We start from the raw sequence: 24,137 nt of genomic DNA on the forward strand, positions 1-24,137 counted from the left end.
AGCGTTACCAGACCCGCACCCAGTCGATGAGCATGTCGGCGGGATAGCTGCCCTGCCTGGCATCGCCGCCGCCCGAGCCACCAACCGCCAGGTTCAACACGGGAAACATCGTGTATCCAGGTTCGTTGAAGGGCCACTCGCGGTTCGGCAACTCAAGATGTTCGATGCCGGTCGCCGGAACGGTGAAGTAGGGATCCGCGCCGTCGACGTAGTCTTCCCAGAAGTAAAACCCGTTCTGGTCCCATCGGCATCGCCAGGTGTGCCATCCGCCGTCCATCCCGATCGGGTGAGTCTCGAATGCTGTGCCCTCTGGGTTGGCGTGCACAGTGGTTCCCGAGGGCCACTCCCCGTTGCCGTACCACTCGAGCAGGTCGACTTCGCTACTGCGGCCCGGATCGTCGTTGGACAACCACCACGCCGGCCAGCATCCCGCAGTCAAACAGTTGAGTTTGATCCGGGCTTCCCACGTAGTGCCGATGGGTCCGCGCCAGTTGGCGCTGACCAGACCGCCGTAATAGGTGTCGCCTTCTTTTGTGGCGCGCAGAACGAGGTTCGAATTGCCGTCGACGAAGACGTTTCGGCGATCATCCCGGTACTGGTAGAAGAACTCTGGTCGGTCCCAGCCCACCGGGTTCTTGATCGGAGTCCGGTGTGTGGCCACAGTCCAGTTCGCCGGATTGGGCGCTGAACCGGCCGGTCCGTCGAACTCGTCGTGGAAAAGGTAGCCGCCGGCCGTCGCACCAGGCGGTGCGGTGGGCGCCGGCATCCCTGGTGCGCGTGGTGACGACGGGTGGGCACCGGCTTTGGGGAAAGGAGTTGCGGCTGCCATAGCGCCGATCCCCAGCATCAAGATCATGCTGCGACGGTTCATCTCGGGCACAGGTGCACGATATAAGGAAGAACCCGGGCGCACATAGGAATAGGCAATCCGAGGGTTACCTGCTTCACGCCGTGAACCAAACCTCTTGCTGCACAGAGACATCGGACCAGCGTTATCGACGCCACCGTCGTCGTGACGCGTAAGAGTCGGTAGCAGAACGAGATACCCTGAAAGACTGTGGATCTGGCACGTTCGTGCGCCAGCAGTCGCTAGCTCGGCGGCGCGCCCAGCTGCGCGCCCGGCCGCAGCTGTTCAGCCAGCCCGTCACCAGCAGCTGCGGCTGCCAACGCCCGGCCAAGCGCCGGCGCGTGCTTGAAGAGGTTGTGGCCCGCGACAAAAAACACACCGTCGACCGACCAAACGCCCAGACCGTCCGAACCCCACGGCAGCTCGGTGACCCAGCAGTGGCGGACATCCACGGGATCGGGATCAAGACCGGGCAATGCGCGCGAGACGTAGGCGCTGGCCCGCTCAGCGAGCTGGGCGAGGGCCGGGGGATCCAGCAGTCCGCCTTCAGGGGCATCGACATGGTCGCTGAGCCCGACCGCGTATCGACCGTTGCCCGGTTCAGCCGCGGCATAGACGCCGGTTTCGCCGAATGCGCCACTGCCGTCCTGTAGGCATGCCAGGATCTGCGGCGGTTCTCCGCAGACGCGGTAGGTGAGGCGCACATGGGCCCCGTGGCGGACCGGTAGGGCAAGACCCATCCCACGAGCAAGCGCAGCAGTGCCGCGGCCGGCGCACACCACCAGGCTGCGGTGCTCAGCGGTAACACCGCCGGCGCGGACCTCGACTGTGCCTGCGGGCGTGGAGCGCACCACTAGCACCTCGTCGGCAACCAGCCGGTCAGAAAGCTCGGCGGAGAGCGTCGAAATCGCCGCGGTGGTCCGAATCGAGCCGCCGCGTTCGTCGAGCACCGCGACGCCGTCGAAGTCGGCGAGAATAGGCAACCGCTGGTGCAGCTCCTCGGCATCGATGCGCCGGGCGGCAATACCGCCGACCTCTTGCAGCACACTAAGCCGACGCTCGGCGGAAGCCCCGAGCGCGACAACGCCATCGCCAGAGACCAATTCGATTCCGAGACGCTGCGCCCACTCATCCCAGATGAGCCGGCTCCGCTTAGCGAACTCCACCATGCGAGGGTCGTCATGGCCGTGCCGAAAGATGCGTGACTCCCCGCCCGACTGACCATGCCCGGGCACGCCGCGCTCATAGACCGTCACCGAGGCCCCCCGCTCGGTTAGGGCGTAGGCGGTCGCTAAACCCACAATCCCGGCGCCGATAACCCCAACGTCGGTGGATCGCACACTGCGACTCAACCATTGCCGTCGGCGTTTGTCAGTCGAGGCGACACAACAAGCTGGTATCGGGCTGGGATCATCGCAGGCGTGAGGCGAGGCGGTTGGACCGCACGGTTGTGGGCCGAGGTGGCCGGCATCTACGGGGCGATCCTGCAGCACCCGTTCCTGACCGGCCTAGCCGACGGCAGCCTGGACCCAGACACTTTCGCCCATTACCTGATCCAAGACGCGTACTACCTGCAGGATTTCGGCCGCGCGCTGACCGTCGTGGGCAGCAAGGCGCCCAGCCCGGCCGGCGTCGGCATGTTCGCGCGGCACGCCGCCGGGATCGTCGACGTCGAACTCGCGCTGCACGCCTCGCTGCTGACCCAACTGGGCATTCAGCACACCGACGCGATGCCGGTCGCACCGACGACCCGCGCATACACGAGCTACCTGCTGGCCACCGCGTACAGCGGCACCTTCGCCGACGGGTTCGCGGCGGTACTGCCGTGCTACTGGATCTATGCCGAGGTGGGCGCCGAGCTGGTCGAGCGCGGCTCGCCCGATCCGCGCTATCAGAGTTGGATCGACACCTATGCCGGCGACGAGTATCAAGCCATCGTTGCTGAGGTGCTGGCACTGGGCGACGATGTCGGCCAGACCCTCTCCGCGGCCGACGAAGCTCGCGCCCGGGCGCATTTCGCCACGACTGCCCGCTACGAGTGGATGTTCTGGGACGCCGCCTGGCGGCGCGAGGCCTGGCCTATCTGATCGGGTGCCGCCCCGCCGGGCGCTGGCACATGGGTCACCCAGGCGGCACCAGCTGGATGGTGTGGACGTTTGAGAAAGAACACCCACGGTCACACGACTTCTGAGAGACAATGCGCATTGTCGCAGGAGGGGAGTCGCCGATGGACCCTGGCGGTCTGACGGCCGATGTTCAATGGCTTGGACGCGCTCCCCACCAGGATGCGCGCCGCGGTGAACATCCGCTGCTGCCGAGCAGGGATCCCTTCTACACCCCGCCGAGCGGATACGAGCAGGCCCTACCAGGCACGGTGCTGCGTTCCCGCGGCGTCGAGCTGGCGTTTCTCGGTCTGATACCGCAGCGATTCAGGGCCACGCAGCTGCTGTACCGAAGTACGGACTTGAACGGCGAACCGGAGGCCGCGGTGACCACCGTGGTAGTCCCGGCAAAGCGTGATCCCGAATTGGTCTGCCCGATGGTGTCGTATCAATGTGCGATCGACGCCGTGGCCGAACGGTGTTTTCCGTCCTATGCGCTACGTCGCGGCTCCAAGGCGGTCGGCGCGCTGGCGCAGATCGAATTCTTGTTGATCGCGGCGGTGCTCGCCGAGGGTTGGGCGGTGTCGGTGCCCGACCACGAGGGCTGTCATGGCATGTGGGGGGCGCCGTATGAGCCTGGCTACCGGATTCTCGACGGCGTGCGGGCCGCACTCAACTGCCAGCGCTTAGGGCTCTCGCCGTCGGCGCCGGTAGGTCTATGGGGGTATTCAGGCGGCGGTTTCGCCTCGGCATGGGCAGCCGAAGTGTGCGCCGGCTACGCGCCCGAACTCAACATTGTCGGCGCCGTGCTGGGTTCGCCAGTCGGCGACCCCGGCAGCGTCGGGCGCCGACTCAACGCCACGTTTTGGGCCGGTCTGCCAGCGATGGTGATCGGTGCGCTGGCCCAGATCTATCCCGACGTCGAGCGGCTCGTCCAGGAACATGCCACCGACGAAGGCAAAGCCATCCTGGCCAAACTGCAAAAGATGACCACGGCGGCCGCGGTGCTGGGGCTGAAGAACAAAGACATCAACGACTACATGGACCTGACGCTGGACGAACTCTGGGATCTGCCGGAAGTGCAGCACATCATGGATGCCATCAAGCTGGGCACCGCCGCACCGACGGCTCCGGTGTTGATCATCCAGGCGGCCAACGACAAAATCATCAACGTCGCCGACATCGACGCGCTCGCCGCCGCCTACCGCGCGGGCGGAGCCTCCGTCACCTATCACCGCGACTGTTTCAGCGAGCACCTCTCGCTGCATGCGTTGTCTGCCCCGATGGCACTGCGGTGGCTGCGGGACCGGTTCGCCGGCCGACCGCTGACCGAGCACCTGACGCGGACCACCTGGCCGACATTGCTGAACCCGTCGACGTATTGGGGGATGATCCAGCTGGGTGCGATCACGGCAAAGGTCATCACTGGACGCAGGGTTCGGCGCCGTCCGTTGTCGAAGTTCGACTCGGGTTAAGGGGCTATCTGTCGGCCGCCGCCAAAAAGCGGGTACTGCATCGGCAAGCACAACCGCTCACTTGATGCGCCGCCTCGAGCACTGGAGTTTGACATGGATCGTCCAGACACGATCATCGAAATTCACCGTCAACGCGTCCAGGACCAGACGGTCGACATGTTCAGCGGCGACAAGTACACCCAGTCGGTCGACGGAACCGGCTACTCCGCGACGGCCACTCTTGACCTCACGCTGGATCGCGTCTGGTTCGTCCTCGATTCGCATCAGCGGTTGTGGCAGGAGGAGACCGACGGTGAGGCCCATGATCCCTTGCGGCATTTCGCGATCGACCTGGTGATCTTCGATTCGAAAATCGTCCTGGATTCGGTGACCTGTATTCCGCTGGTGTCGCTGCCGCCGCTGACTATCACCGTCCCGGACGGTCCGCGCGCCGGCGAGTCACGCGAGATTCCATACAACGAGATTCCGCTGTTCGGGCGGTTGACAATTCATGATCAGCTCGAGCCGCACCAAACAGAGCCGGGCAAGCAGACCATCGCGCTGAACTTCGATGCCCAGGATGCTCCTGTGCTGGTGGCCACCTCGTTACGCGACGAGTACGCCGCGCGGCTGTTCGGCCCGCACATCGAGCGGCGCCCCCAAGGCGACACCGTTTTTACCGGACAAGATCCGCGGATCACGTGGGAACTCGACTATGCCGAGGCCTACTGGATAACCCACAGCATCGCCGGGGAACTGATGGTGAACCTGGAAAAGCTGCGGCATCCCAGCATCTCCGACGACGAGGCGAGAACCCGGGTGCTCGACTCACTGGCCGCCCAGATTGCCGACGCGGTCCGTCCGGAAGTGGGCAAGTTCGGCGACGACGGCATCTTGAACCTATTGCCGTCGCCGGTGGACGTCGACCCGGAAGCACAGGACGACAGCACTTTCAAGGACCTCGACGCCATCGTGCAGCGCTTCGACGTGGGGGAGGACATCCACGAATCGTTGGTGGTCCAGCTGAAAACGCTGCGCACTCTGCCGTCCGGCGAGGAGCTGCCCGCGTCCATCCTTGCCGAAAATCCGCACGAGAAAACCGGACTGGCGGTCACCGGATGGAGCGTCCTGCGGCAGGTCCGCGACACCGTGATGAAAAGCTTTGATCTCGACGAGAGCGACTTCGCCGCCGATGTGCCCTGCCTGCTGGAGGGGCCGAAGCCCATCAAGGTCGGCGGCCAGGAGCGCAGTCTGGACGCTTTGGACGCCGATATCTTGCCGCGCACCGGGGACGGCCGGTTGGTCATCGACGGCACGGTGAGCGCCGAAACCAAGCTCTACGACTTCAACGCCACCTTCAAGGTGACCTACGAGATGCGCCTTGACGACATCCCGCGCGACCCGAAGGGCAAGGAGACCCTGGGAGCCGACGTGGAAAACATCGAGAGTCTCGAACAGGCGTTGAAGATGGCGGGCGAAAAGAAGCGCGCCGGTGAGCTCAGCGACCAGGACTACGAGGCAGAAGTCAAGCGGGTCAGCGAACGGTTCGATGCGCTTCCGAGGACCGTGGGAGTGCGGCCGACACAGAATCCTCCTGAGCCAGAAGTGAATCCAAACTTCACACTGTCGACGGCCGGCAAGACCGCCGCAGCCGCCGGCGCCGCGGCTATTGTCGGTCTGCTTGCGCTGCCGGTCACGTGGGCGGTTGGGGCTGCGGGAGTGGGTGCTGGTGGTGCCGGCGGTCTGCTGTCACTCGCGATTGCGCAGTACATCACCACCGTGCTGACGATTGACTGGTTCGGCACGGGCATCGGGTCACGTCAAGTCAAGAAATCACTGAACGACCATCCGGAGGGCACATCGCTGCCGCCGATCGGAATACCGGTCGACGTGAATCTCAACCGCCAACGCCTCGCCGTGTACTTTCGTCCGCTGCCGGGGAAGCTATGGGTCAGCTGCGTCAGCGCTGACGATGACCATGCTGGCGATGATCATGGCCCCGAGGATGGCGGCGGCAACATCCGGCTCGTCGGTGGCCGATGGCCCGGCGACGGTCAGCCCTGGAAGCTGTCCAACGATGACGCGATGTTGTACGTCGAATCCGGAGAACTACAGCTTTTCGTGGAACTGGATAGCGCCGACGGCAGGGAGCTGCCGATCAGTGTTGCCACAACTGCGGACGGGCGACGCTATCTCAAGCTCGAGGGCAACGACCCCGGCAGGTTGCACCGGCTTCCGCAGTGCCCGGACACTACTGCGAGCGGCGACGTCTGACCATGACACAGATTGATCTGAACGACCTTTCGACTCCCGAACACGGATACACCGTCGACGACGAGGATCCCGACGATCCTGTCCTGCTCAATCGCGATGGCAGTCCTGTCGACACATGGCGCGAGGGATATCCGTACGACCAACTGATGCGCCGCGACGAATACGAGCGAACCAAGCGGCGGCTGCAAATCGAGCTGCTGAAGCTGCAAAGGCACAGCCAACGCACTGGCGCCCGGCACGTGATCCTGTTCGAGGGTCGTGACGCCGCCGGCAAGGGCGGCACCATTCAGCGATTCATGGAGCACCTCGACCCGCGGGCGGCACGGGTGGTGGCGCTCGACAAGCCCGGCGAACGCGAGCGAACGCAGTGGTATTTCCAGCGTTACGTGAGCCACCTGCCTGCCGGTGGCGAGATAGTGTTGTTCGACCGGTCGTGGTACAACCGCGCGGTCGTCGAGAAGGTGATGGGATTCTGTACTTCGGCTCAACACGCCGAATTCCTCGAACAGGCACCGCTATTCGAAGAAATGCTGGTCAACGACGGGATAAGCCTGACCAAGCTGTGGTTCTCCGTTTCCCCGGCCGAACAGCGGACCAGGTTCGCCATCCGGCTGGTCGACCCGGTTAAACAGTGGAAGTTTTCGGAGATGGACCTCGAGTCGCTGGACAGGTGGGACGACTACACCGCGGCGAAGGAGGAAATGTTCAGCGCCACCGACAGCGACATCGCTCCGTGGATCGTTGTCAAAAGCAACGACAAGAAGCGAGCCCGCATCAACGCCATGCGGCACGTTCTCGCCAAGACCGACTACGACGAGAAAGACAGAGAGGTTGTGGGAGAGCCGGATCCGTTGATCGTGGGTCGTGCGTTGGCTGAGTGAGCGGCGCGCTGCCGGAGGCTAACGCGAGCCGGATCCGGCAATCGATCGCGAGCTGACCTCCGCGGGACGAAACGTCGCCAGGATCACCCCGGCGGCGAAAACCGTCGCGGTGAGCCACGAAAAGTGCCCTGCGGGGGCGAAGCCCGCATAGGCGAAGTATGCGAGACCATACGTCGCCGATGCGGTGCCGGCCAGCATGACTGGTAGCGCGCATTGACTCCTGAGCGGCGTTCCGAGCGCAGGGAGCGGGGCCGCGAAAATGCTTCGCTGCCACCACAACAGCGCGAGCTCGGCCGCTGTCACCAGGCAAAGGATGACCACCCATTCCAGTCGAGCCAGCCACCACGCCGTAGTTCCTTCGACCGGTTGCGGCAACAATCCGGATGGGTAACCGACCAGCGCCACAATGATGACCGGCACCATGTGCCACAGGTACAGGGCCATCACATTGCTGTTCGCAGTGTGGAGTACTCGCTGCACGCGCCTGGGACGCAACACGCGGTTGAGCAAGGGCCCCACCGTTATGGCCACTCCAGCCTGTGCGCAGGCGAAGGCCAGCATCGCCACCGTGGGCGGCGCCGAGTTGTCCACCTTTTGCCCCGGCACCCCGATCATGCTGACTGGATAGTGCGCCAGCCAGATCAGCGATGCCAGCGCAACCGCCGATCCCGTGGCGAGCAGCACAGCCCTGCGACCGACTAACAGCCCTTGACGCCAAGCTATTCCGAGCTGGTAGAGCGTCGCCCAGCACAGCAGGTAATTCAGCCAGCCGAGGTAGGGGACGTGGGCACCGATTGAGACGGCGTCCACCAACGCGACCGCCACCATCAACACCGCCGGCACTAGCAGACCCCAATGCTGTTGTGCAGCAATCGATATAGGCGTCAGAGATACCACCAACAGATACACGGCGAGGAACCACAGGTGCATCGCCACTGCCCAGCCCGCGTACTCCAGCGCGCCACGAGCCACGCCGCAGATATCCAAAACCGCCACCACTACCGAGACCAGCGTGACGTACACCGCTGTAGGCCCGAGTACTCGGGCCAGTCGACGTCGAAGCCAAGCCTGGCGTGACATACCGCCGTCACGCCAATGCGTCCACGACACCGCGCCGGCGTATCCGGCTACCAGAAAGAACACCGGGACCGCCTGAAAAAGCCACGTCAGCCACTGTGTCCAGGGCAGGTCCACGAGCGGGTTTTGGCGACCGAACTGCCCGTCGTCATAGGTCACACATGCGGCCAGCCAATGCCCCAGCACGATCAGGAGTACGCCTGATACCCGGTAGAAGTCGACGGCACGATCGCGGCCCGGTCGCGCGGGGTCCGTATCGTCCATCAGCGTGTCCCGATCGGGAGACGTCGGTGTGGGTGATCAGTGGTTCGGCTCAGCAAGAGACCAGCGATTCTTTCTCGAGCTACCGGGCCCGTCCGAGTCTATGCGCATATCGCGGTCAGTGAGGGCAGGCCGGTCGCCGATCATTGCCGAACGGGCAACGGGTACCGGTCATGCGCTTCCGCACCACGTAGTCAGCGCGTCGCGCAATCCGGTAGCTGTGCCGCCTCCCACCCACGCGACGTATCCGTCGGGCCGAATCAACACGGCAGCAGGAGCAGTGACCGCGCCAAGTACCGGAAGCTCCCATGCGCCAGCATATTTGGCATCGATCGACTTGACCCTGCTTGCCCATGGTCCGATATCGAACGAGCCCGGCTCACCGACGTTGAGTAGCACGGGACGGGCCTCGTGCAGGAGGGTGAATACCCGCATCGGACCGTTGGGTGTGTCCAGGTCGATGTCGGGCATGCGGCGCCCAAGCAGCGGATGGCCGTCACCGAGGTCGTAATGAATGTCCAGACCGGACATCATCGCACCGAATCGCCTACGCGGCTCGTCCATGCCGAGAAGCTCAGAAACGGTCTCGCGCAAGGCCTTGGTGCGGTCGTCGTCCAGACGGAGAAGAAGCGCCATCTGGGCCATCGCGTTGCGCAGGACGCGCGCAGCCACCGGGTGCCGTTCGGCATGGTAGGTATCCACAAGGGTTTCCGGCGAGGTCTGGTTGACCACCTGGCCCAGCTTCCATCCCAGATTGACCGCATCCTGGACACCGGTGTTGAGGCCCTGGCCGCCCACCGGGTGATGCACGTGTGCGGCATCGCCGGCCAGCAGGATCCGCCTGTCGCGATAGGCTGCGGCCTGCCGCGCTGCATCGGTGAATCGGGAAATCCAAGCCGGGCTGTGGATTCCGTAATCGGTTCCGTATACGGCGATCAGCGCTTCGCTGAGATCCCGCAACATGGGTTCGCTGCTGGAGCCGAGGTGCTGCTCGGTCACCATGACCCGCACCGGGCCTGCGTCTTCCGGCCTCGAGAGTGCATGGACGCCGAGAGCATCGTGGCGGATGCCCCATTCCGGCTCTGGGCCTCTCTCGAAAGCCATTTCGACCTCGGCGAGCAGATAGCTGGTGGTCGGATCCCAGCCGGGGAAGTCGATGCCGGCCGCTTTACGAACCAGACTGCGGCCGCCGTCGCAGCCGACGAGATATTTCGTCCGCATAATATGGCCGTTCGATAGCTCGACGTCGACGCCAGTGTCGTCTTGGGCGAGACCCGTCACCTCACGTCCGCGATAGATCGGCATGGCCAGCTCATCGACCCAGCCGGCCAATATGCGCTCGATCTCGTTCTGCCACAGCGCAAGCCCGTAGGGGTGCCGGGTGGGGAAGTCGCTGATGTCCAGACAAATCTGGGAGAACCCCGCGACCTGTGCTACCTGCCCTTGCGAAATGAACCGCTCTGCAAGTCCCCGTTGATCGAGAACCTCGATGGAACGTGAATGCAGGCCTCCGGCGCGCGCGCCAATCAGGTCTTGGCTGGCGCGCCGCTCGACAATGGCAACGTCGACTCCGGCCAACGCCAACTCACCTGCCAACATCAGCCCTGTCGGGCCTCCTCCGGCAATCACCACGGCATGGTCCGATTCGACCTGTCGAGGCGACTCGGCCGGCGCCCATGAACGACCCACGTCGAAACCCCCCTCCACTGAGTTTTAGCTCTGGGCAGCGATTTTGCGGCATGCCCCCGGTCTTGCCGCAAGCCCCCCGGTCCGCTATATGTTGAAGGTGAGGGGAGTATTCACTCGTAAGGATTCTGAATCGGTGAGCACGCGTGCTCAGGTCCTGATCACTGCCGGCGAGTTGGCGCGCCTGATCGAAGCCGACGCTGCGCTGACGATTCTTGACGTGCGTTGGCGGCTGAACGAGCCCGATGGGCATGCGGCCTACTTACAGGGTCATCTGCCAGGGGCGGTGTATGTCTCGCTGGAAGAAGAGCTCAGCGATCACACGATCTCTGGGCGGGGACGTCATCCGCTGCCCTCAGGGCCTCGCCTCGAGGCGGCGGCGCGGCGATGGGGCATCCGCCAGGATGTGCCGGTTGTCGTGTATGACGATTGGAATCGGGTCGGCTCGTCACGGGCATGGTGGGTGCTGACCGCGGCTGGGTTGCCAGATGTGCGGATTTTGGACGGCGGCCTGGCGGCGTGGCGGTCGGTCGGCGGCGCTGTCCACACCGGACCTGTCACTCCGCGGCCTGGGAATGTCACTGTGGCGCACAGTGATTTGTATGGCGGAGCCCTGCCCACCTTGACCGCGCAGCAGGCGGGCTCGGCCGACGTGGCTCTGTTTGATGCAAGGACACCTGAGCGATTTCGTGGCGACACCGAGCCCGTCGACCCGGTCGCCGGTCACATTCCCACCGCGAAGAATCTGCCGAGTACCGACGTCCTTACTAGCGACGGGACGTTTCGGACGGATAGTGCGCTGGCCGAACAGCTTTCAGCACATGACTTCGAGCCTGGGCGTCAGCTGGGCGTCTACTGCGGATCAGGCGTCAGTGCGACCGTTACCGTCGCCGCGCTCGCCACCGTGGGTTATCAGGCAGCGCTGTTTCCGGGCTCGTGGTCGGAGTGGATTTCCGACCCGGAGCGCGCGATAGCCCGCGGCGACGAATAGGTCACTGGCGCAACGATGTTGCGAGCCCCCTGATCGCGGCGTCGGTTGCCCGCTCGATGGCCAGCCTGGACCCTCTGGCGAGGCGGACCAGGCGGGGCAGCGCGCCCGGGCGGCCGATCACGTAGCGGGCGACGGCGGAGTAGTTCACCCTACCGTCCGGATGGCACAGGCCGACAACGTCGGCGTCCACGGTCGCGTCGGTGGCCCGGTCGCTGATCGCGCGCACCACCGACCACGGCATGCCGCGCTCGTCGCACACCTTCGCGATCGCGGCCGTCTCCATGTCAAGCGCCACGACGCCTCGCGCCCGCAGCCGCGCGTGTACCGCCGGATCGACAAGCACGTCATCGGTGGTCCACATCGTTCCGTGGCCGTCGCCGAGCGGGAGTGGCTTCGGCAGGTACTGCGAGCGGTCGGCGCCGTTGACCACCAGCTCAGGCAACACCAGTGTCCCGATCGGAGTCTCGTCGTCGATAGCGCCGGCGATGCCGACGACAATCACCCGCTCGACGTCGACGGCGTCCAGGAGTCGCACCGTCGCAGCGGACGAAGCTCCATGGGCATGGCGCAGATGACGGCGATCACAATCCTCCGCTCAAATGGCCTGGCGAGTCTTTGGCAGCCATGGATATCTGCTGACCTTGGTGAGCAGTGCGGTAAGCGTTGACACCGGCTCGTCGCCGAGGTGACTGACAGTGTCAACGATCGCGTCGCGCAGGTGGTCGTCGGCGTATTGTTCAGCAAGCCAATGGAATTTCTCCACGGTGCGCGACCATGTCAGTGGTCGGCTAGGTGCGCCCTCGAAGTCGTGTTGCTCACGGGTCACGCTGCGCCCGTCGCGGAGCATCACGCTAACCCGCGCGGGTGTCATCCGGGGGTAGGTTGACGTCATCGCCGGGTTGGGCCTTACCGCCACCCTCTGCAGCAGTGCGTGAACGTCGGCTCGTCGGATCCGCTCGGTTCGCAGTTGTTGGGGTCCGACTTGTCTATCGATGAACGCTGCTGCCAGTAGGTACTTAAGGTTGTAGTCGGCCTGCTCCTTTGTCTGCGGGATGTCCTTCGTGCCGAAGCTTCCTCCGCCGGCGATGTCGTATGCGCTCTGAAAGGTTTCCAGTTCAATCGATTCGATGTCGCGGTAATCGATATTGTGTTCTTCCGCCAACTTGAGTGCGGTTTCGATTGGCGCCTGCCCATGGATCAGAGCGCAATACTTCTTCAAGTGGGTTTCGCGGACGACTGCTAGCGTCGGGTCGTCGAGCCGAAGGTCAATCTGCTGGCCGAACAGTCGCTCAAGTCCGTTGGGCCCCTCGAAGATTGCTCGTGGGCCGGTGACGCCCCGCTGAGCCAGTGCCGTGGTGTAGACGGCGCGCTGCGCTGTGATGCCGGGCGAGACACCTTTCCAGTTCGACACCGGCTCCGAGTGGACCGCGGACAGCGACACGTTGTCGGCAACCGCGATAGCCATCGCGTTGGCCGTCTGTTCGGCGCTCAGCCGCATAAGCTTCGCCGCTCCCGCTGCAGCCGAGATAGCAAGCTGCAGTGCATGATTCAAGCCGTGAGCCATCACCGGTACGGACGCAGAGAAGCGGCACTGCACCTCGTAGGCGACGGCCAGAGCGAGCACGAACTCCGCGCCGGTCACACCCACGTTTTCGGCTACTGCCAGTAACGCGCCGAAATGGTCCGCCGGGTGGCACAATCCGCCGGGCGTCAGGTAGGTGTCCAGTTGATCGACGTATCGGACGGCGACAGAGTTGAACAACGTAGCCTGCGCGACGCTGGTTTGCCCGCCGCCGATCATCGACGCCGACGGCGCTGATGCGATGGCCTCGATCTGATCGCGTACCGCACGAAGCACATCACCATCCAGCGCGGCGATCGCGCAGCCCACACTGTCACAGATGTTGCGCCGCATCAGCGTTGGTACGTCGCCGGGCATGTCGGCGGGAGTAGCGGCCAACACAAACCGGGCCAGGTCGTCGACAACAAATCTGTCTGCAGTCATGGTCAGGGCGTCGATATCATCTTGAATTGACTCACTTTTTCGAGCTTGCTTCATCGTCCGAGAGTGCCTTCGCGGGGTCCGGCGCCTCATGCTCGCGCGCGAGGCGGTCGGCCCGCTTAAGGAGAGTGGGCAATCGGTGCGGGCCATGCATGCGACGGATGAGCTCGGCCGCCTCGTGCGTGTTAATTCCTGCCGCACTGACGAATAGCGGCCGGTTGCTGGAGCCGCGCAGCACAGAGACCGCGCTGCCTTCGGCGAACGCGGCCTTCGCTACACCGATGACCGCCGTTCGGCCGAGCGCTTCGTGCAGTCGCGCCCCCAGACCAGGTTGACCCTCTCGCAGCCACACGTGACCATCGATGACCACCACCTCGACAGGTTGGTGCCGCTGCACCACGGTGACCGCCTCGAGGAGGAAGGGCAGTTCCCGCTTGTAGAACGCCCCCGATTCATATGGTGCCGGCGTCACCGCCGCGCGGCGGACGCATTCGAGCGTCGAGCTGAGGTCGGACCAATCGGCGAAGCCCACGGCAGCGGTGACCACTGCGGGCGCCGCATACTGAACATCCATCGCGACGAGCATCCTGGCGCGTTATCGGTATCTGATCACGCCTCGGATGTTGCTGCCGTCGTGCATTGCTGCGTACCCGTCATTGATCTCGGCGAGGGTGTATTCGCGGGTAATCATCTCGTCGAGAAGCAACGCCCCTGATTTGTACAGGTTGACCATCCGACGGAAATCGTCGATCGGGTTCGCTTCGCCATAGACGTGGCCAAGCAGGCGCTTGTTGTAGAACACCAACTCAGTCAGCGAAAAGTTGACTTGCATTTCCGATGCCGGGGCTACTGAGGTCACGACACATGCTCCGCCCTTGGAGACCAGTTGCATTGCCGGTGCGAGCAAGTCACCGTGCATGACGCCGACAGTGATGATCACGACGTCTGCCATCACTCCGCGGGTGATATCCCGTACCAGACCCTCCGCGGCCGCGATATCGGACGCTGTGTGGGTAGCACCGAACTTCGTAGCTTGCTGACGTCGGAACTTCAACGGCTCGACCGCGACGATGGTGGCAGCGCCGGCGACCCGGGCCCCTTGGATCGCGCTGGTGCCGACGCCGCCGGCGCCAATGACGACAACCACGTCGCCTTCGCGTACCTGACCGACTTTGGTGGCGGCGCCGAAGCCGGTGGTGACACCGCAGCCGATCAGTGCCGCTACGTTGAGCGGCACATCGGAGTCGACGGGCACAACTTGAGTCTCCGAGACGGTTGTGTACGGCGAAAACGTGCCGAGTTGACAAAACGCGCCTATGTCGGCGCCGTCGAAATGGCGGCGATACGTGCCGTCCGCCCCATATCCGGTGAGCGCGAACGCACTTCGATCACAGATATAGGCGCGACCCGTTACGCACCAACGACATTGGCCACAGTTCGGCGGTGCATGCAGGATGACGTGGTCGCCTTCCTTGATTCGGGTCACTTCCGGTCCGAGCTCGACCACGACACCCGCGCCTTCGTGGCCGGCGACCATCGGCAGTGGCACGGGCATATCGCCGGTAAGGAGGTGATCGTCGGTGTGACAGAGTCCCGATGCCGTCAGCTCGACCAGCACCTCACGTTCTTTGGGCTTGTCCAGCTCGATCTCGACGACCTTGTACGGCTGATGCGTGCCGAAAAGCACGGCTGCTTCAACCTTCATGCCACCTTCTCCTGTGATCGATGGGGCCAGCGCCGTGAATCATTTCCTGCCCTGCTCGGCCGTACTGTTCCGCTCGATCCACTGGGTGAGTGCATCTTCGAGCGCGGCCGCTACACCCACACCGGCGATATCGGCGGTCTGCTCGAACCGCTCGACGAGGTCCGTCGGGACGGAGGCACTTAGCTTCAAACGTGTCGGTTTTGGCTTCGGCGGGCGGGCAACAGGTGTGTGTCGGGCGGCCGTAGCGTCCATGGTTTCCCGCAGGGCGGGTATCTCGTCGAGCAGGCGGGCGAGATCATCGCGCTCGATACGCAGCACCTCGGCCGGCCCCATCGTCGTCACAGTCGCAGAACGCAGTTTCCCACGACGCAGCGCGGATTCGCCGATCACCTCGCCCGGCCCCAACACGGCGATGCGGTCATCACCGACGTAGACTCCTACCTCACCGCTGAGCAGGATGTAGCACTCATCCGATGGAGTCTGCTCGCGAATCAGCGGCCACGGCTTTGACCGCGAAGTGTGGTGTGCTGCTCGGACGAGACGCTCCAGCTCATCATCAGAGAATTTGTCGAATTCGCTGAATTCGCGTAGCCGAGCGGCGTCTTTCCCGATTCCTTGCGCCTCTGAGTTCATCTCGGGCTCCTGACGCGCGATGAGACTGTGACATCGAGGAGCCTAACGCTCGGCGTGTTCGGCGAATGGGGGATCAGCCCGTGGCGGCGCGCTCGAGGGTCATGCGTTGTCCTTGGCTCCGTAGGCGCGGGCGATCTCCGGCGAATCCGCCCATCCCGAGTAGGTCGGGTGCGAGGGCCAACCCGGAGGCGAGTCCTGCCATTCCTCCTGCCGGCCCCACGGCAGGATGTCGATCAGCCCGAATGTGTAGCTGAGCTGCTCGGTGCCTCGCCCGTTCGTATGCCACGTGCGGTACACGGTCTCGCCGTCGCGCAGAAAGACGTTGACCGCGAAGCCCCCGCCGGGCGGTGCGTCCATGTCGGCGCCGAACGAGCTCGCCGATGACGAGTACCACTCCATGCGGTTACCGACTTTGCGCTTGTAGGCGAGCGCCTCGTCGATAGGGCCGTTCGTGATGATGACGAAGCGGGCGTCGTAGTTGTCGAGGAACTCCAGCCGGGTGAACTGGGATGTGAAGCCGGTGCACCCGCCGCACTGCCATTCAGCAGCATCCGTCCACATGTGGTGGTAAACGATGAGCTGAGAACGGCCGTCGAACACATCGACCAGGCGGATGGGCCCCTCGGCACCGATCAGGGTGTAGTCAGGCAGCTCGACCATCGGTAGACGGCGCCGCTGAGCGGCGATCGCATCCAGTTCGCGGGTGGCGGCCTTTTCGCGCTTGCGCAATTCGTCGAGCGCGGCGCGCCAGGTTTGGTGGTCGACGATTGGCGGCAAGGCATTGGACATTGAATCCACCTCCATTTCCGAGCTGTCCGATCTCATAGGTATGACTGGTGGCGCGCCCGGTATTCATCGCTGCAACCGCGATGCTGAATCTGGCTCCCTACTCGCCTTGTGACGGGGACTGTATCCGCATCGTCGACGTCAGCGGCCTCGCCAGTCGGGCTTGCGTTTTTCGCGCCATGCTCGAACGCCTTCGACCGCGTCCTCGGTTGCCCCGGCAACCTTGCGCATGGTCTCGCCGAAGCGGACAGACTCAATCCAGCCCATATCCGCGGTTCGCCAGGCCACCTCCTTGGTTGCCCGCTGGGCGAGCGGCGCGGCTTGGGTGAGCGTGCGGGCCCATGCGTGAGCCTCCGCCTGCAGTTCGTCGGGCTTGACCAGCTTCCACACCAGACCGATTTCCTTGGCCCGCTCGGCGCTCATCGGCTTCCCGGTCAGCAGCAACTCCATGGCGTTGGCCCAGCCCACACGCTGGGGGAGCCGAATGGCCCCAACGATGGTCGGCACCCCGATGGACACCTCCGGAAAGCAGAACACGGCCTCGGTACTGGCGATGACGAAGTCGCAGAACAGCAGACCGGTTAGCCCGTAGCCGATACACGGACCGTGCACAGCGGCGATTGTCGGTTTGAAGAGCTCCATCCCACTCTCGAACGAATTGATGGTCGGCTTTTCCCAGAAGGTGCCGCCGAAGGTGCCGACCGCTCCCTCGCCGTCGTTGAGGTCGGCCCCGGCGCAGAACACGGGGCCGTTGGCCGTCAGGACCCCGACCCAGGCGTCCTCCTCGTCGCGGAACCGGTCCCAAGCGGCGTTCAGCTCGCGGCGGAGGGCGCCGTTGATGGCATTGCGAGCCTCCGGACGGTTCAGGGTGATGGTGGCAACGTGGTCTTCGAGGTCATAGGTGACGAGAGCCATGGCTGCACCCTAGCCAGGTGGCACTCGGATCATACCGAGGGCGAGTCGCTCCGTTCTCTCAGCCAGATTCCTGCCGGCGCGCAGGGCAGCCCCACGTCCTTGAGGGTCAGGATGCCGGCGGGTGCCGCGGCGACGTCGAGGACCGCGTTGACCGCTGGCATGGCGGTCATGGTGTCCCATTCGTGGTTGCCCCAGTGCTTCGCCGGAATGAAGCGGATGCGAGTGTGCACGTCAGGCTCACCCGTGATGACGACCTGGTAGTGATCGTCGTCAAACACCCAGTCTCCGTTGAGTTTCTTCGTGAGATACCAGGAGACGCGCGACTGAATCACGGTTTTTCCCTCCACCTTGGCGTTCCAGCCCCCACGAATTGCGGCGATTGAGTCCTTTTCGATGCAGAGCCAACCGAGATCGATTCTCTCCGAGGCGGTTTGGTGGTCGATGACGAATTCCATGTCGTCGAGTTCGAGGACCAACGCCTCGGCCATGCGTTGAACGGAATCGGCGAAGGTGCCGAACCCGAACTTGGCCAGTTCGGCGACTTCGGGCGTCGCCTCGGGCAGCCCGATGCCCAGTGCCTGCCATGTTTCGGCGGACTCGTAGACGGAGACATCGGCCGACTCGACGATCGACACCTGCTGGACGTCACGGCAGACGGCGGTCATCGCCGTCACCATCGTGTTGATCCAGCCTGGATTGATACCGGTGATGTAGAGCGAGCTGTCACCGCGTTCGCATGCGGCTGCGAGCTTCTCCTTTGTTTCTCCCTGGATTCCGCCCACGTTGAGGAACAAGTTCGTGCTGATGACGTCGAGGCCGCTTTCGAGCAACCGGACGGCGTGGTCGAGATCGGCCATGAACGGCGTGTAGATGACGGTGTCGGCGTCCAACGCGAGCAGCGCGTCGATGTCGGTGGTGGCACGTACGCCGGTATCGGGTCTGCCGCACAGCGGTCCAGCGTCGACACCTGCCTTGTCAGCTGAGAAAGCATATACGCCAACGAGTTCAAGACGGGGATCGTCGAGGATCCCTCGCATGCTGAGCTTGCCGACTTTGCCGGTGGTCCACTGAATGACGCGCAGCTTGTTCATCGCTTCCTTCGATAGGACACCTGATAACGGACTAACTTTTTTCGAGAATGGCATTCTCATGCAGGAGAGTAAGGCAGTCAATCCGGGGTTTCAAGATGCGGCGGTGATGGCATGCTGGGGCCATGGTTGCTGTTCCGTCGACGATGCTTCCACTGGGCACTCCGGTGCCCGACTTCCGGCTTCCCGATCCTGATGGAAAACTGCACGGCCCAGCCGATGCGGCTGGGGCTGCGGGCCTGCTAGTGGCGTTTGTCTGCAACCACTGCCCATTCGTCATCCACATCGGACCGACGCTGGGGCAGCGGGCCAGCCAGTGGATCGACCAGGGGCTGGCCGTACTGGCGATCAACGCCAACGACATCGACGCCTATCCCCAAGACGGCCCCGACCATATGCCCGCCTTCGCCAAGCAGAACGGGTGGAACTTCCCGTACCTGCTGGATGAGACCCAGGAAGTCGCTCGCACGTTCCGGGCCGCCTGTACTCCGGATTTCTTCCTCTTCGACAGCGACCGCAAGCTCGCCTACCGGGGCCAGTTCGACGCGAGCCGGCCGGGCAACAACCAACCCGTCACTGGCGACGACCTCGACCGCGCCGTTGCGGCTGTGCTGGCCAAGCAACCGGTCCCGGGCGACCAGATTCCCAGCATCGGCTGCAATATCAAGTGGAAACCGGGGAACGAGCCCGACTACCACTCCGCCTGACCCACCGACGGCGCATTTGAACGTGTGCCATAGACAACGTCCGGACCGTGGCCGGATTCGTCGCTGTCACAAGCGATGTGGGCGTTATCGACTAAAGCCTGCCTGCGACGAAGTCCGCAGCTTGATCGGCCATCCCGGCCTGGATGTAGGCGCTAGCGAGATGTTGCGGCCAGTTGTTTTGCCAGGTGTTCGGGTCGGCTGGGTTGCAGACCGGATCGGCGCCGTGGCACAGCTCGATGGTCCTGTCGCTGTAAATCGGGTTGAAGTTTGTGATGGGGCCCACCCACTGGCTGCCGTTGCCGAACAGCGCGACGGCCGCGATGTGCTGGTCGGTGCCGTCCGGCAGGGGGCTGTCGAAACCGAACGCCGACATGGGCACCGCGAGCACCACGTCGGTGACCGCCGCGCCAAGCGAGTAGCCGCCCAACACCAGCCGGGTGTTCGGGCAGTTGTTGACCATGTACTGGATGTGGCGGCTCATGTCGTTGGCGCCCACGTCGACCTCGGTGTCGGCGGGGTACTTCACGGCGTATACGCCGATGTTCTTACCGGCGGCCTTGGATTCGAGCGAGTTGATGAACGCGTTGCCGAGTACGCCTGGACCCGGTGATTCCAGTCGGCCGCGGGCGAAGACGACCTCCACATCAGGACAATTCGCTGCGGCGGCCGCGGGCGTCGCGGACGGCACCACCGCAAAACCGAACGGCAGCGCGACTGCCGTCAGGACCGCCGCTAGGGCAACTCCAAACGATTTACCGGCGAACACTCAAGCGATGCTAGCGATTCGCAGTAACGACCGCTGGGTCAATTCCTGCTCAGCACGGAGCTAACGCTCGGTGTGCGGTGTAGGACTTTGCGGCGATTCCCACTTCGACTCCAGATGCGTTCGCACCACAGTGCCGGCCGCTAGTTCGAGCTCGAAGGTTTCGCCGTCGTCGTCCTCGAGGGTGACGACGTAGCCGCCGTCAGCGGAGTCCTTGAACACCACTTTGTAAAACCGTTCGCCCGAGCCCCGGTCGACGGCGATTGTGTCGCCTGGGGCGACATCGTCGATTCGGTCGTTATCGGATAGGTCAGACATAGCGTTGACGGTAGTAGACGGGCTATCTTGGCTTTTCAGCCCTCGAGCGCATCTTCCAGTTCCCGCACATGATCCTGCGTTTGCTGCAACAGCGGCCGTAATGCCTCGGCAACGTCCGGAAGTCCCAAGTCGGTGGCTTCCATCACGCGTTGGCGGTAGCGATCCAACTGACGCCTTTCAAGTTCCACATCGGCCTTCAGGGCCGACGCGCCGTCCGCAGCGTCGGGCACGTCAGGGACTTTCACAGTCGGCGTACCGCCGAGAAAGTCGATCTGCTGAGCGAGAATCTTGGCGTGCTGCAGCTCTTGGGTGAGGTGCTTGTCCAGTTCTTCGGTGATCGAGTGGTATTCGGGTCCCTTGACCGTCGCGATGTGCTGGACGTACTGAACGATCGATTGATACTCGGTACCTAGATCTTCGTTGAGCCGTTCGATGAAAGCACTGGTGTCCATGTGGGCAGGTTTCACACAAGGCGGCGAGCTGAAACATTGACGCTATTTGGCGCCAGCCGCGTGGTCGGACACGGTTCGGGTGCGATGACAGCGGGAGCCGATACGGTGTATTTCGTGCCTCGCGTGGATTACGTCATCCAGTATGTCGAGTCGCTCGGGCGGTCTGTCGCGTTCTACCGCGACGTGATCGGGCTCAAGGTGCGGATCGAGGGCGACGGCTACGTGGAGTTCGAGATGGAGAACACCAAATTCTCGCTCTTCGAACGGTCGAAGCTGCCGGGGCTCATCGGCCGCGGAGGCGGCCGACCGCCGTGCGGCGAGATCGGCTTCCTCATCGAGGACGTGGCCATGGAAGCCGAGCGGTTGAAAGGGCTCGGGGTCGAGATCCTCAGCGGGCCGGTGGACCGGCCATGGCGTGAAAGAACGCTGCACATCGCCGACCCGGACGGCAACGTTATCGAGTTCGCCCAGAAACTGCGATGATCCCCGGAACCGTCGAGGCGGGGCTTTGCCTAACTGGTGATTCCAGCAAGTTCGTCTGCCACCGCATCGAATACTCGCAGTGTGTCTTCCATGTGCGGCTCATGAGAATGCGGCTGGGTGGATAACTTGGCGGCGACCATCTGCGCGGCGCGGTTGACGTAGATCATCTGGCCGCACATGCCCAAGCACAACACGACGTTGCTGCCGGGGTAGGGGAACCACATTTGGTTGCGGTACATCCCGCCGGGCATTTGGTTGTCGTCGGGACTGGCGGCGAACGCCTGACGCGAGTCGGGGGCGCCTTCGAGGGTGTCGTCGATCCACGCCGCCGGCACCACTTGTTCACCGGTCAATGAGACACCGTCGCGCAAGAGCAGCGAGCCGAACCGGATCATGTCGGTAAGACAGGCGTTGATGCCGCCGTCGAAGAATCCGGTCCCGACCGCGTCGACACCGATGGTGGCGTCGCACTGCGCGCCGATGCGGCTCCACAGCAGCTCTGACATCAGTTCCGGCATCCGTTGGCCGCCGGCGACCTCGCAGATCCAGCCGAGCACATCGGTTTCACACGAGCGATATTCGAACGGGCCGCCATGGGCCGACTTCTGCCGCAACGTCAGCAGGAAGTCTTGCAGCGTGCAGGGGACGCCCGGACTGCTCTTGGGCGCCCATCCCATCGCCTGGTCGAGCAGGTGTATTTCCGCGCCCGGGTCGTCGTAGTTCTCGGAGAAGGCAATACCAGACCTCATGTCCAGCAGGTGACGCACCGTCGCGCCGGCGTAGCCGCAGTTCGCCAGGACCGGAACGAAAGTCGTGACCGGCGCGTCGAGCTCAATCGCACCGGCCCCATGCAGCGCCCCGACGACGGTTGCCACCATCGACTTGCTCACCGAGAACAGAAGGTGACGGGTATGGGCCTGCAGGCCGTCGAAATATTCCTCAGCCATCATCGACCCGCGGTGGCAAACGGCCCACCCGTCGGTGGCGGTGTTGGCCATCACTGCGCCCACGGTGGTGGCCGCGCCGTTGGTATTGGTCACTGGGATCTCGGCCAGGGCAGTTGGGGCCGGGGCAATCGCCACGGATGGCCCAGTCCCGCGCGAGATTATCGCGGTCGACACGAATTCTTCGACGTGCTGGAAGGACCAATGCGCATAGGGCGGCAACAGCCAGTTGTCCAGTGAGATGCCGGCCGGGACCCCGCTGCTCACGCGCGTGCGACGAGGCGCGAGACGATCGGCGTTGCCGGCGCCAGTGGTGTTGAGGCGAACTTCGCCTTGATGCCCTTGATCCAGCGCCGGCAGCGCTCGGTGAGCTGGTAGTCATCGGTCTGCAGATGCCCGCGGGTGACGAGCACTCCGAGTTGTGCGCCCTCGCAGCGTAAATCGCCCGGCGCGGCGACACGCATGTAGAAGGCTTCGGACCCGTCGAGCAGCGTGGCCCAGTCGTTGGCGGGGCGTGCAAAGGAGACGCGCCCGTCGTCGTCGATACGCCACACACCGGTGCGTGGCGTCGCGGTGAAAATCTCGACGTCTTGGGAGGTCTCACTGATTATCAGCTGACCCCAGACCTCGTCCTCGCCGTAGCCGCGCTCCCAGCGCGCATTGATTTCGTCGATGTCGAGCTCGTAATCCACGTCCATGTACTCGAGCAGATGGAAGAGGAACAGCGGCATGTCGGCGTAGGCCTCGGTGGTCAGGTTCGTCATCGGGCTGGCGCCGGACAGGCGCGGGTTCACCTCGCCGAGGTAGAGCTCGCGAGAGTCCAGGTCGTGCAACAGGTCCACCTCGAAGTAGCCGCGGTATCCCTCGCGGCTGAGGATGTCGCCCAGCTTTCCGACCATTTCTCGCGCGGCGTGAGTCTGTGCCGGCGGCAGCACCTCGCGCCAGATGTCATTGCCGCACCAGCCGCCTTTGCGCGGAGTCAGCTCCGGATACCCGACGAGGCTCGTCATCGCGGGACCGATCACGGTGCCGTGGCGGGTCACGGTGCCCTCGATGCACACCTCGACATTGCGGATGCGCTTCATGACTTTGACTTCCTGGCCGGCCAGGTCAGCGGCGTGATCGTCCCAGTCACGCTGGCCGCGCACAAAGAACACCGCGCTGCCGGCGTCGCCATAGGCGGCCACGACGACGAGGTCATCGCCCAGCCCTGCCTGTTGCGCGAGCGCCTGCAGCTCGTCGTAGGAGCCGGCCCGGCCGATAACGTGAGGCACGCTCGGCACGCCCGCCTCGTCGGCCAGACGGGTCATGACGAGCTTGGAGCCCAAGCGATGGCGCAACTCCACCGGAGGATGCATGACCTCCAAACCCGCTTCGCGCGCGAGGGCCTGCGTCTCCTCTTCCATCATCACGAAGCAGGCCTTACCACCGGGGCCTCGACCTGCGATGAACTCGAGTGTCTCCGGGTCACGCAGCAGGTGGTTGCACACATCACCCATGGACCCGAAATCAATGCGGTCGCGCCGCCGGGGAACGAATACGCGCGAGTGTGTGCCCTCGAACGAGTCGAAGTAGGTCAGGTAGAAGAAGTTTCGTATCCAGCGGTCGACGCCGAGCAGGTTGAACGGGGTGGGGGAGATGAAGTACAGCGGCACGGTGTTGGTGTGAAAGAACGCGCGTACCTCCGAGAGTCCGTTCAGCTGGCGGCGCGGCTCGGGCTCGGGGCCGCCGGCGTTGGCGATCATGCCGGCCGAGTTGATGTCGGCGC

Annotated in this window: 24 protein-coding genes; 7 read left to right on the top strand and 17 right to left on the bottom strand. The window is 64.0% G+C overall.

Translation table 11 applies throughout. From position 1 onward, the window contains the following. Nucleotides 1–4: 4 nt before the first annotated feature. Both G6N15_RS20875 and G6N15_RS20880 read right to left on the bottom strand, forming a co-directional pair. Nucleotides 5–871 (bottom strand): glycoside hydrolase family 16 protein, encoded by an 867-nt coding sequence (locus G6N15_RS20875; protein ID WP_139797776.1) that lies wholly within the window; start codon nucleotides 869–871, stop codon nucleotides 5–7. A 218-nt stretch (nucleotides 872–1,089) separates the two neighbouring features. After that, entirely contained in the window at nucleotides 1,090–2,187 is a 1,098-nt protein-coding gene (locus G6N15_RS20880; protein WP_083086985.1) for an NAD(P)/FAD-dependent oxidoreductase, read from the bottom strand. An 81-nt stretch (nucleotides 2,188–2,268) separates the two neighbouring features. Between G6N15_RS20880 and tenA the strand changes: the two genes are divergently transcribed. The 4 genes from tenA (at nucleotide 2,269) to ppk2 (ending at nucleotide 7,558) form a co-directional block, all read left to right on the top strand. Further along, the gene (gene tenA, locus G6N15_RS20885; protein ID WP_232070295.1) at nucleotides 2,269–2,934 is read left to right on the top strand and encodes a thiaminase II; all 666 of its coding nucleotides are present in this window, start codon (nucleotides 2,269–2,271) and stop codon (nucleotides 2,932–2,934) included. A 140-nt stretch (nucleotides 2,935–3,074) separates the two neighbouring features. Beyond that, nucleotides 3,075–4,424: a lipase family protein gene (locus G6N15_RS20890; protein WP_083086984.1), complete on the top strand. Its 1,350-nt coding sequence runs from the start codon at nucleotides 3,075–3,077 to the stop codon at nucleotides 4,422–4,424. A 93-nt stretch (nucleotides 4,425–4,517) separates the two neighbouring features. Then, entirely contained in the window at nucleotides 4,518–6,677 is a 2,160-nt protein-coding gene (locus G6N15_RS20895; protein WP_083086983.1) for a hypothetical protein, read from the top strand. Nucleotides 6,678–6,679: 2 nt separating this feature from the next. Then, nucleotides 6,680–7,558 (top strand): polyphosphate kinase 2, encoded by an 879-nt coding sequence (gene ppk2, locus G6N15_RS20900; protein ID WP_083086982.1) that lies wholly within the window; start codon nucleotides 6,680–6,682, stop codon nucleotides 7,556–7,558. An 18-nt stretch (nucleotides 7,559–7,576) separates the two neighbouring features. Here ppk2 and G6N15_RS20905 read toward each other — a convergent pair whose 3' ends face one another. Beyond that, nucleotides 7,577–8,899 (bottom strand): acyltransferase family protein, encoded by a 1,323-nt coding sequence (locus tag G6N15_RS20905; RefSeq protein WP_083086981.1) that lies wholly within the window; start codon nucleotides 8,897–8,899, stop codon nucleotides 7,577–7,579. Between the two features lie 168 nt (nucleotides 8,900–9,067). Further along, complete coding sequence (locus G6N15_RS20910) at nucleotides 9,068–10,585, bottom strand: FAD-dependent monooxygenase (protein ID WP_269473708.1); 1,518 nt, start codon at nucleotides 10,583–10,585, stop codon at nucleotides 9,068–9,070. 133 nt (nucleotides 10,586–10,718) lie between these two features. On the opposite strand from G6N15_RS20910, the gene G6N15_RS20915 reads away from it, so the two are divergent. Next, a complete protein-coding gene (locus G6N15_RS20915; RefSeq protein WP_139797769.1) occupies nucleotides 10,719–11,573 on the top strand; it encodes a sulfurtransferase in 855 nt (284 codons plus the stop codon). A 1-nt stretch (nucleotide 11,574) separates the two neighbouring features. Here the strand turns inward: G6N15_RS20915 and G6N15_RS20920 are convergent, their stop codons facing one another. The 8 genes from G6N15_RS20920 to G6N15_RS20955 form a co-directional block, all read right to left on the bottom strand. After that, nucleotides 11,575–12,144: a 5'-methylthioadenosine/S-adenosylhomocysteine nucleosidase family protein gene (locus G6N15_RS20920; RefSeq protein WP_264018525.1), complete on the bottom strand. Its 570-nt coding sequence runs from the start codon at nucleotides 12,142–12,144 to the stop codon at nucleotides 11,575–11,577. Nucleotides 12,145–12,168: 24 nt separating this feature from the next. Next, a complete protein-coding gene (locus G6N15_RS20925; RefSeq protein ID WP_083086978.1) occupies nucleotides 12,169–13,578 on the bottom strand; it encodes an MmgE/PrpD family protein in 1,410 nt (469 codons plus the stop codon). A gap of 31 nt (nucleotides 13,579–13,609) precedes the next feature. After that, a complete protein-coding gene (locus G6N15_RS20930) occupies nucleotides 13,610–14,161 on the bottom strand; it encodes an endonuclease V (protein WP_083086977.1) in 552 nt (183 codons plus the stop codon). Nucleotides 14,162–14,170: 9 nt separating this feature from the next. Continuing rightward, complete coding sequence (locus tag G6N15_RS20935; RefSeq protein ID WP_083086976.1) at nucleotides 14,171–15,280, bottom strand: NDMA-dependent alcohol dehydrogenase; 1,110 nt, start codon at nucleotides 15,278–15,280, stop codon at nucleotides 14,171–14,173. A gap of 39 nt (nucleotides 15,281–15,319) precedes the next feature. Then, on the bottom strand, nucleotides 15,320–15,913 hold the full coding sequence (locus G6N15_RS20940) for a cyclic nucleotide-binding domain-containing protein (protein ID WP_083086975.1): 594 nt from the start codon (nucleotides 15,911–15,913) through the stop codon (nucleotides 15,320–15,322). Nucleotides 15,914–16,012: 99 nt separating this feature from the next. Beyond that, the gene (locus G6N15_RS20945) at nucleotides 16,013–16,702 is read right to left on the bottom strand and encodes a DUF899 domain-containing protein (RefSeq protein ID WP_083087038.1); all 690 of its coding nucleotides are present in this window, start codon (nucleotides 16,700–16,702) and stop codon (nucleotides 16,013–16,015) included. Between the two features lie 138 nt (nucleotides 16,703–16,840). Continuing rightward, nucleotides 16,841–17,614 carry an enoyl-CoA hydratase/isomerase family protein gene (locus tag G6N15_RS20950; RefSeq protein WP_083086974.1) on the bottom strand — a complete coding sequence of 258 codons (774 nt, stop codon included), beginning with the start codon at nucleotides 17,612–17,614 and terminating at the stop codon, nucleotides 16,841–16,843. Between the two features lie 29 nt (nucleotides 17,615–17,643). Beyond that, the gene (locus tag G6N15_RS20955; protein WP_083086973.1) at nucleotides 17,644–18,705 is read right to left on the bottom strand and encodes an NAD(P)H-dependent amine dehydrogenase family protein; all 1,062 of its coding nucleotides are present in this window, start codon (nucleotides 18,703–18,705) and stop codon (nucleotides 17,644–17,646) included. Between the two features lie 122 nt (nucleotides 18,706–18,827). Here G6N15_RS20955 and G6N15_RS20960 point away from each other — a divergent pair, with 122 nt between their 5' ends. Next, a complete protein-coding gene (locus G6N15_RS20960; RefSeq protein WP_083086971.1) occupies nucleotides 18,828–19,409 on the top strand; it encodes a thioredoxin family protein in 582 nt (193 codons plus the stop codon). A 91-nt stretch (nucleotides 19,410–19,500) separates the two neighbouring features. Here G6N15_RS20960 and G6N15_RS20965 read toward each other — a convergent pair whose 3' ends face one another. From G6N15_RS20965 to G6N15_RS20975, 3 genes are read right to left on the bottom strand one after another with little or no spacing between them, the layout of a single operon-like run. Further along, complete coding sequence (locus G6N15_RS20965) at nucleotides 19,501–20,175, bottom strand: cutinase family protein (RefSeq protein WP_083086968.1); 675 nt, start codon at nucleotides 20,173–20,175, stop codon at nucleotides 19,501–19,503. Nucleotides 20,176–20,235: 60 nt separating this feature from the next. Continuing rightward, nucleotides 20,236–20,490: a hypothetical protein gene (locus G6N15_RS20970; protein ID WP_083086966.1), complete on the bottom strand. Its 255-nt coding sequence runs from the start codon at nucleotides 20,488–20,490 to the stop codon at nucleotides 20,236–20,238. 35 nt (nucleotides 20,491–20,525) lie between these two features. Continuing rightward, a complete protein-coding gene (locus G6N15_RS20975) occupies nucleotides 20,526–20,942 on the bottom strand; it encodes a ferritin-like domain-containing protein (protein WP_083086963.1) in 417 nt (138 codons plus the stop codon). Between the two features lie 114 nt (nucleotides 20,943–21,056). Between G6N15_RS20975 and G6N15_RS20980 the strand changes: the two genes are divergently transcribed. Further along, on the top strand, nucleotides 21,057–21,425 hold the full coding sequence (locus tag G6N15_RS20980; RefSeq protein ID WP_083087037.1) for a VOC family protein: 369 nt from the start codon (nucleotides 21,057–21,059) through the stop codon (nucleotides 21,423–21,425). 29 nt (nucleotides 21,426–21,454) lie between these two features. Here the strand turns inward: G6N15_RS20980 and G6N15_RS20985 are convergent, their stop codons facing one another. Next, nucleotides 21,455–22,636 carry a serine hydrolase domain-containing protein gene (locus G6N15_RS20985; RefSeq protein WP_083086961.1) on the bottom strand — a complete coding sequence of 394 codons (1,182 nt, stop codon included), beginning with the start codon at nucleotides 22,634–22,636 and terminating at the stop codon, nucleotides 21,455–21,457. Then, nucleotides 22,633–24,114, bottom strand: coding sequence for a biotin carboxylase (locus G6N15_RS20990; protein ID WP_083087036.1), 1,482 nt, complete (start codon nucleotides 24,112–24,114; stop codon nucleotides 22,633–22,635). The genes G6N15_RS20985 and G6N15_RS20990 overlap by 4 nt, the downstream gene beginning before the upstream one ends. Nucleotides 24,115–24,137 lie beyond the last annotated feature (23 nt).

Origin of the sequence: Mycobacterium noviomagense (assembly GCF_010731635.1) — a bacterium.
In the GTDB taxonomy this organism is placed as follows: Bacteria; Actinomycetota; Actinomycetes; order Mycobacteriales; family Mycobacteriaceae; genus Mycobacterium; species Mycobacterium noviomagense.

What these genes read in the sequence shown, in the direction of transcription:
- G6N15_RS20875 (WP_139797776.1), bottom strand. Translation starts at nt 871, where the DNA reads ATGAACCGTCGCAGCATGATCTTGATGCTGGGGATCGGCGCTATGGCA.
- G6N15_RS20890 (WP_083086984.1), top strand. Translation starts at nt 3,075, where the DNA reads ATGGACCCTGGCGGTCTGACGGCCGATGTTCAATGGCTTGGACGCGCT.
- G6N15_RS20895 (WP_083086983.1), top strand. Translation starts at nt 4,518, where the DNA reads ATGGATCGTCCAGACACGATCATCGAAATTCACCGTCAACGCGTCCAG.
- ppk2 (WP_083086982.1), top strand. Translation starts at nt 6,680, where the DNA reads ATGACACAGATTGATCTGAACGACCTTTCGACTCCCGAACACGGATAC.
- G6N15_RS20905 (WP_083086981.1), bottom strand. Translation starts at nt 8,899, where the DNA reads ATGGACGATACGGACCCCGCGCGACCGGGCCGCGATCGTGCCGTCGAC.
- G6N15_RS20925 (WP_083086978.1), bottom strand. Translation starts at nt 13,578, where the DNA reads ATGACTGCAGACAGATTTGTTGTCGACGACCTGGCCCGGTTTGTGTTG.
- G6N15_RS20930 (WP_083086977.1), bottom strand. Translation starts at nt 14,161, where the DNA reads ATGCTCGTCGCGATGGATGTTCAGTATGCGGCGCCCGCAGTGGTCACC.
- G6N15_RS20935 (WP_083086976.1), bottom strand. Translation starts at nt 15,280, where the DNA reads ATGAAGGTTGAAGCAGCCGTGCTTTTCGGCACGCATCAGCCGTACAAG.
- G6N15_RS20940 (WP_083086975.1), bottom strand. Translation starts at nt 15,913, where the DNA reads ATGAACTCAGAGGCGCAAGGAATCGGGAAAGACGCCGCTCGGCTACGC.
- G6N15_RS20945 (WP_083087038.1), bottom strand. Translation starts at nt 16,702, where the DNA reads ATGTCCAATGCCTTGCCGCCAATCGTCGACCACCAAACCTGGCGCGCC.
- G6N15_RS20950 (WP_083086974.1), bottom strand. Translation starts at nt 17,614, where the DNA reads ATGGCTCTCGTCACCTATGACCTCGAAGACCACGTTGCCACCATCACC.
- G6N15_RS20955 (WP_083086973.1), bottom strand. Translation starts at nt 18,705, where the DNA reads ATGAACAAGCTGCGCGTCATTCAGTGGACCACCGGCAAAGTCGGCAAG.
- G6N15_RS20960 (WP_083086971.1), top strand. Translation starts at nt 18,828, where the DNA reads ATGGTTGCTGTTCCGTCGACGATGCTTCCACTGGGCACTCCGGTGCCC.
- G6N15_RS20970 (WP_083086966.1), bottom strand. Translation starts at nt 20,490, where the DNA reads ATGTCTGACCTATCCGATAACGACCGAATCGACGATGTCGCCCCAGGC.
- G6N15_RS20975 (WP_083086963.1), bottom strand. Translation starts at nt 20,942, where the DNA reads ATGGACACCAGTGCTTTCATCGAACGGCTCAACGAAGATCTAGGTACC.
- G6N15_RS20990 (WP_083087036.1), bottom strand. Translation starts at nt 24,114, where the DNA reads ATGATCGCCAACGCCGGCGGCCCCGAGCCCGAGCCGCGCCGCCAGCTG.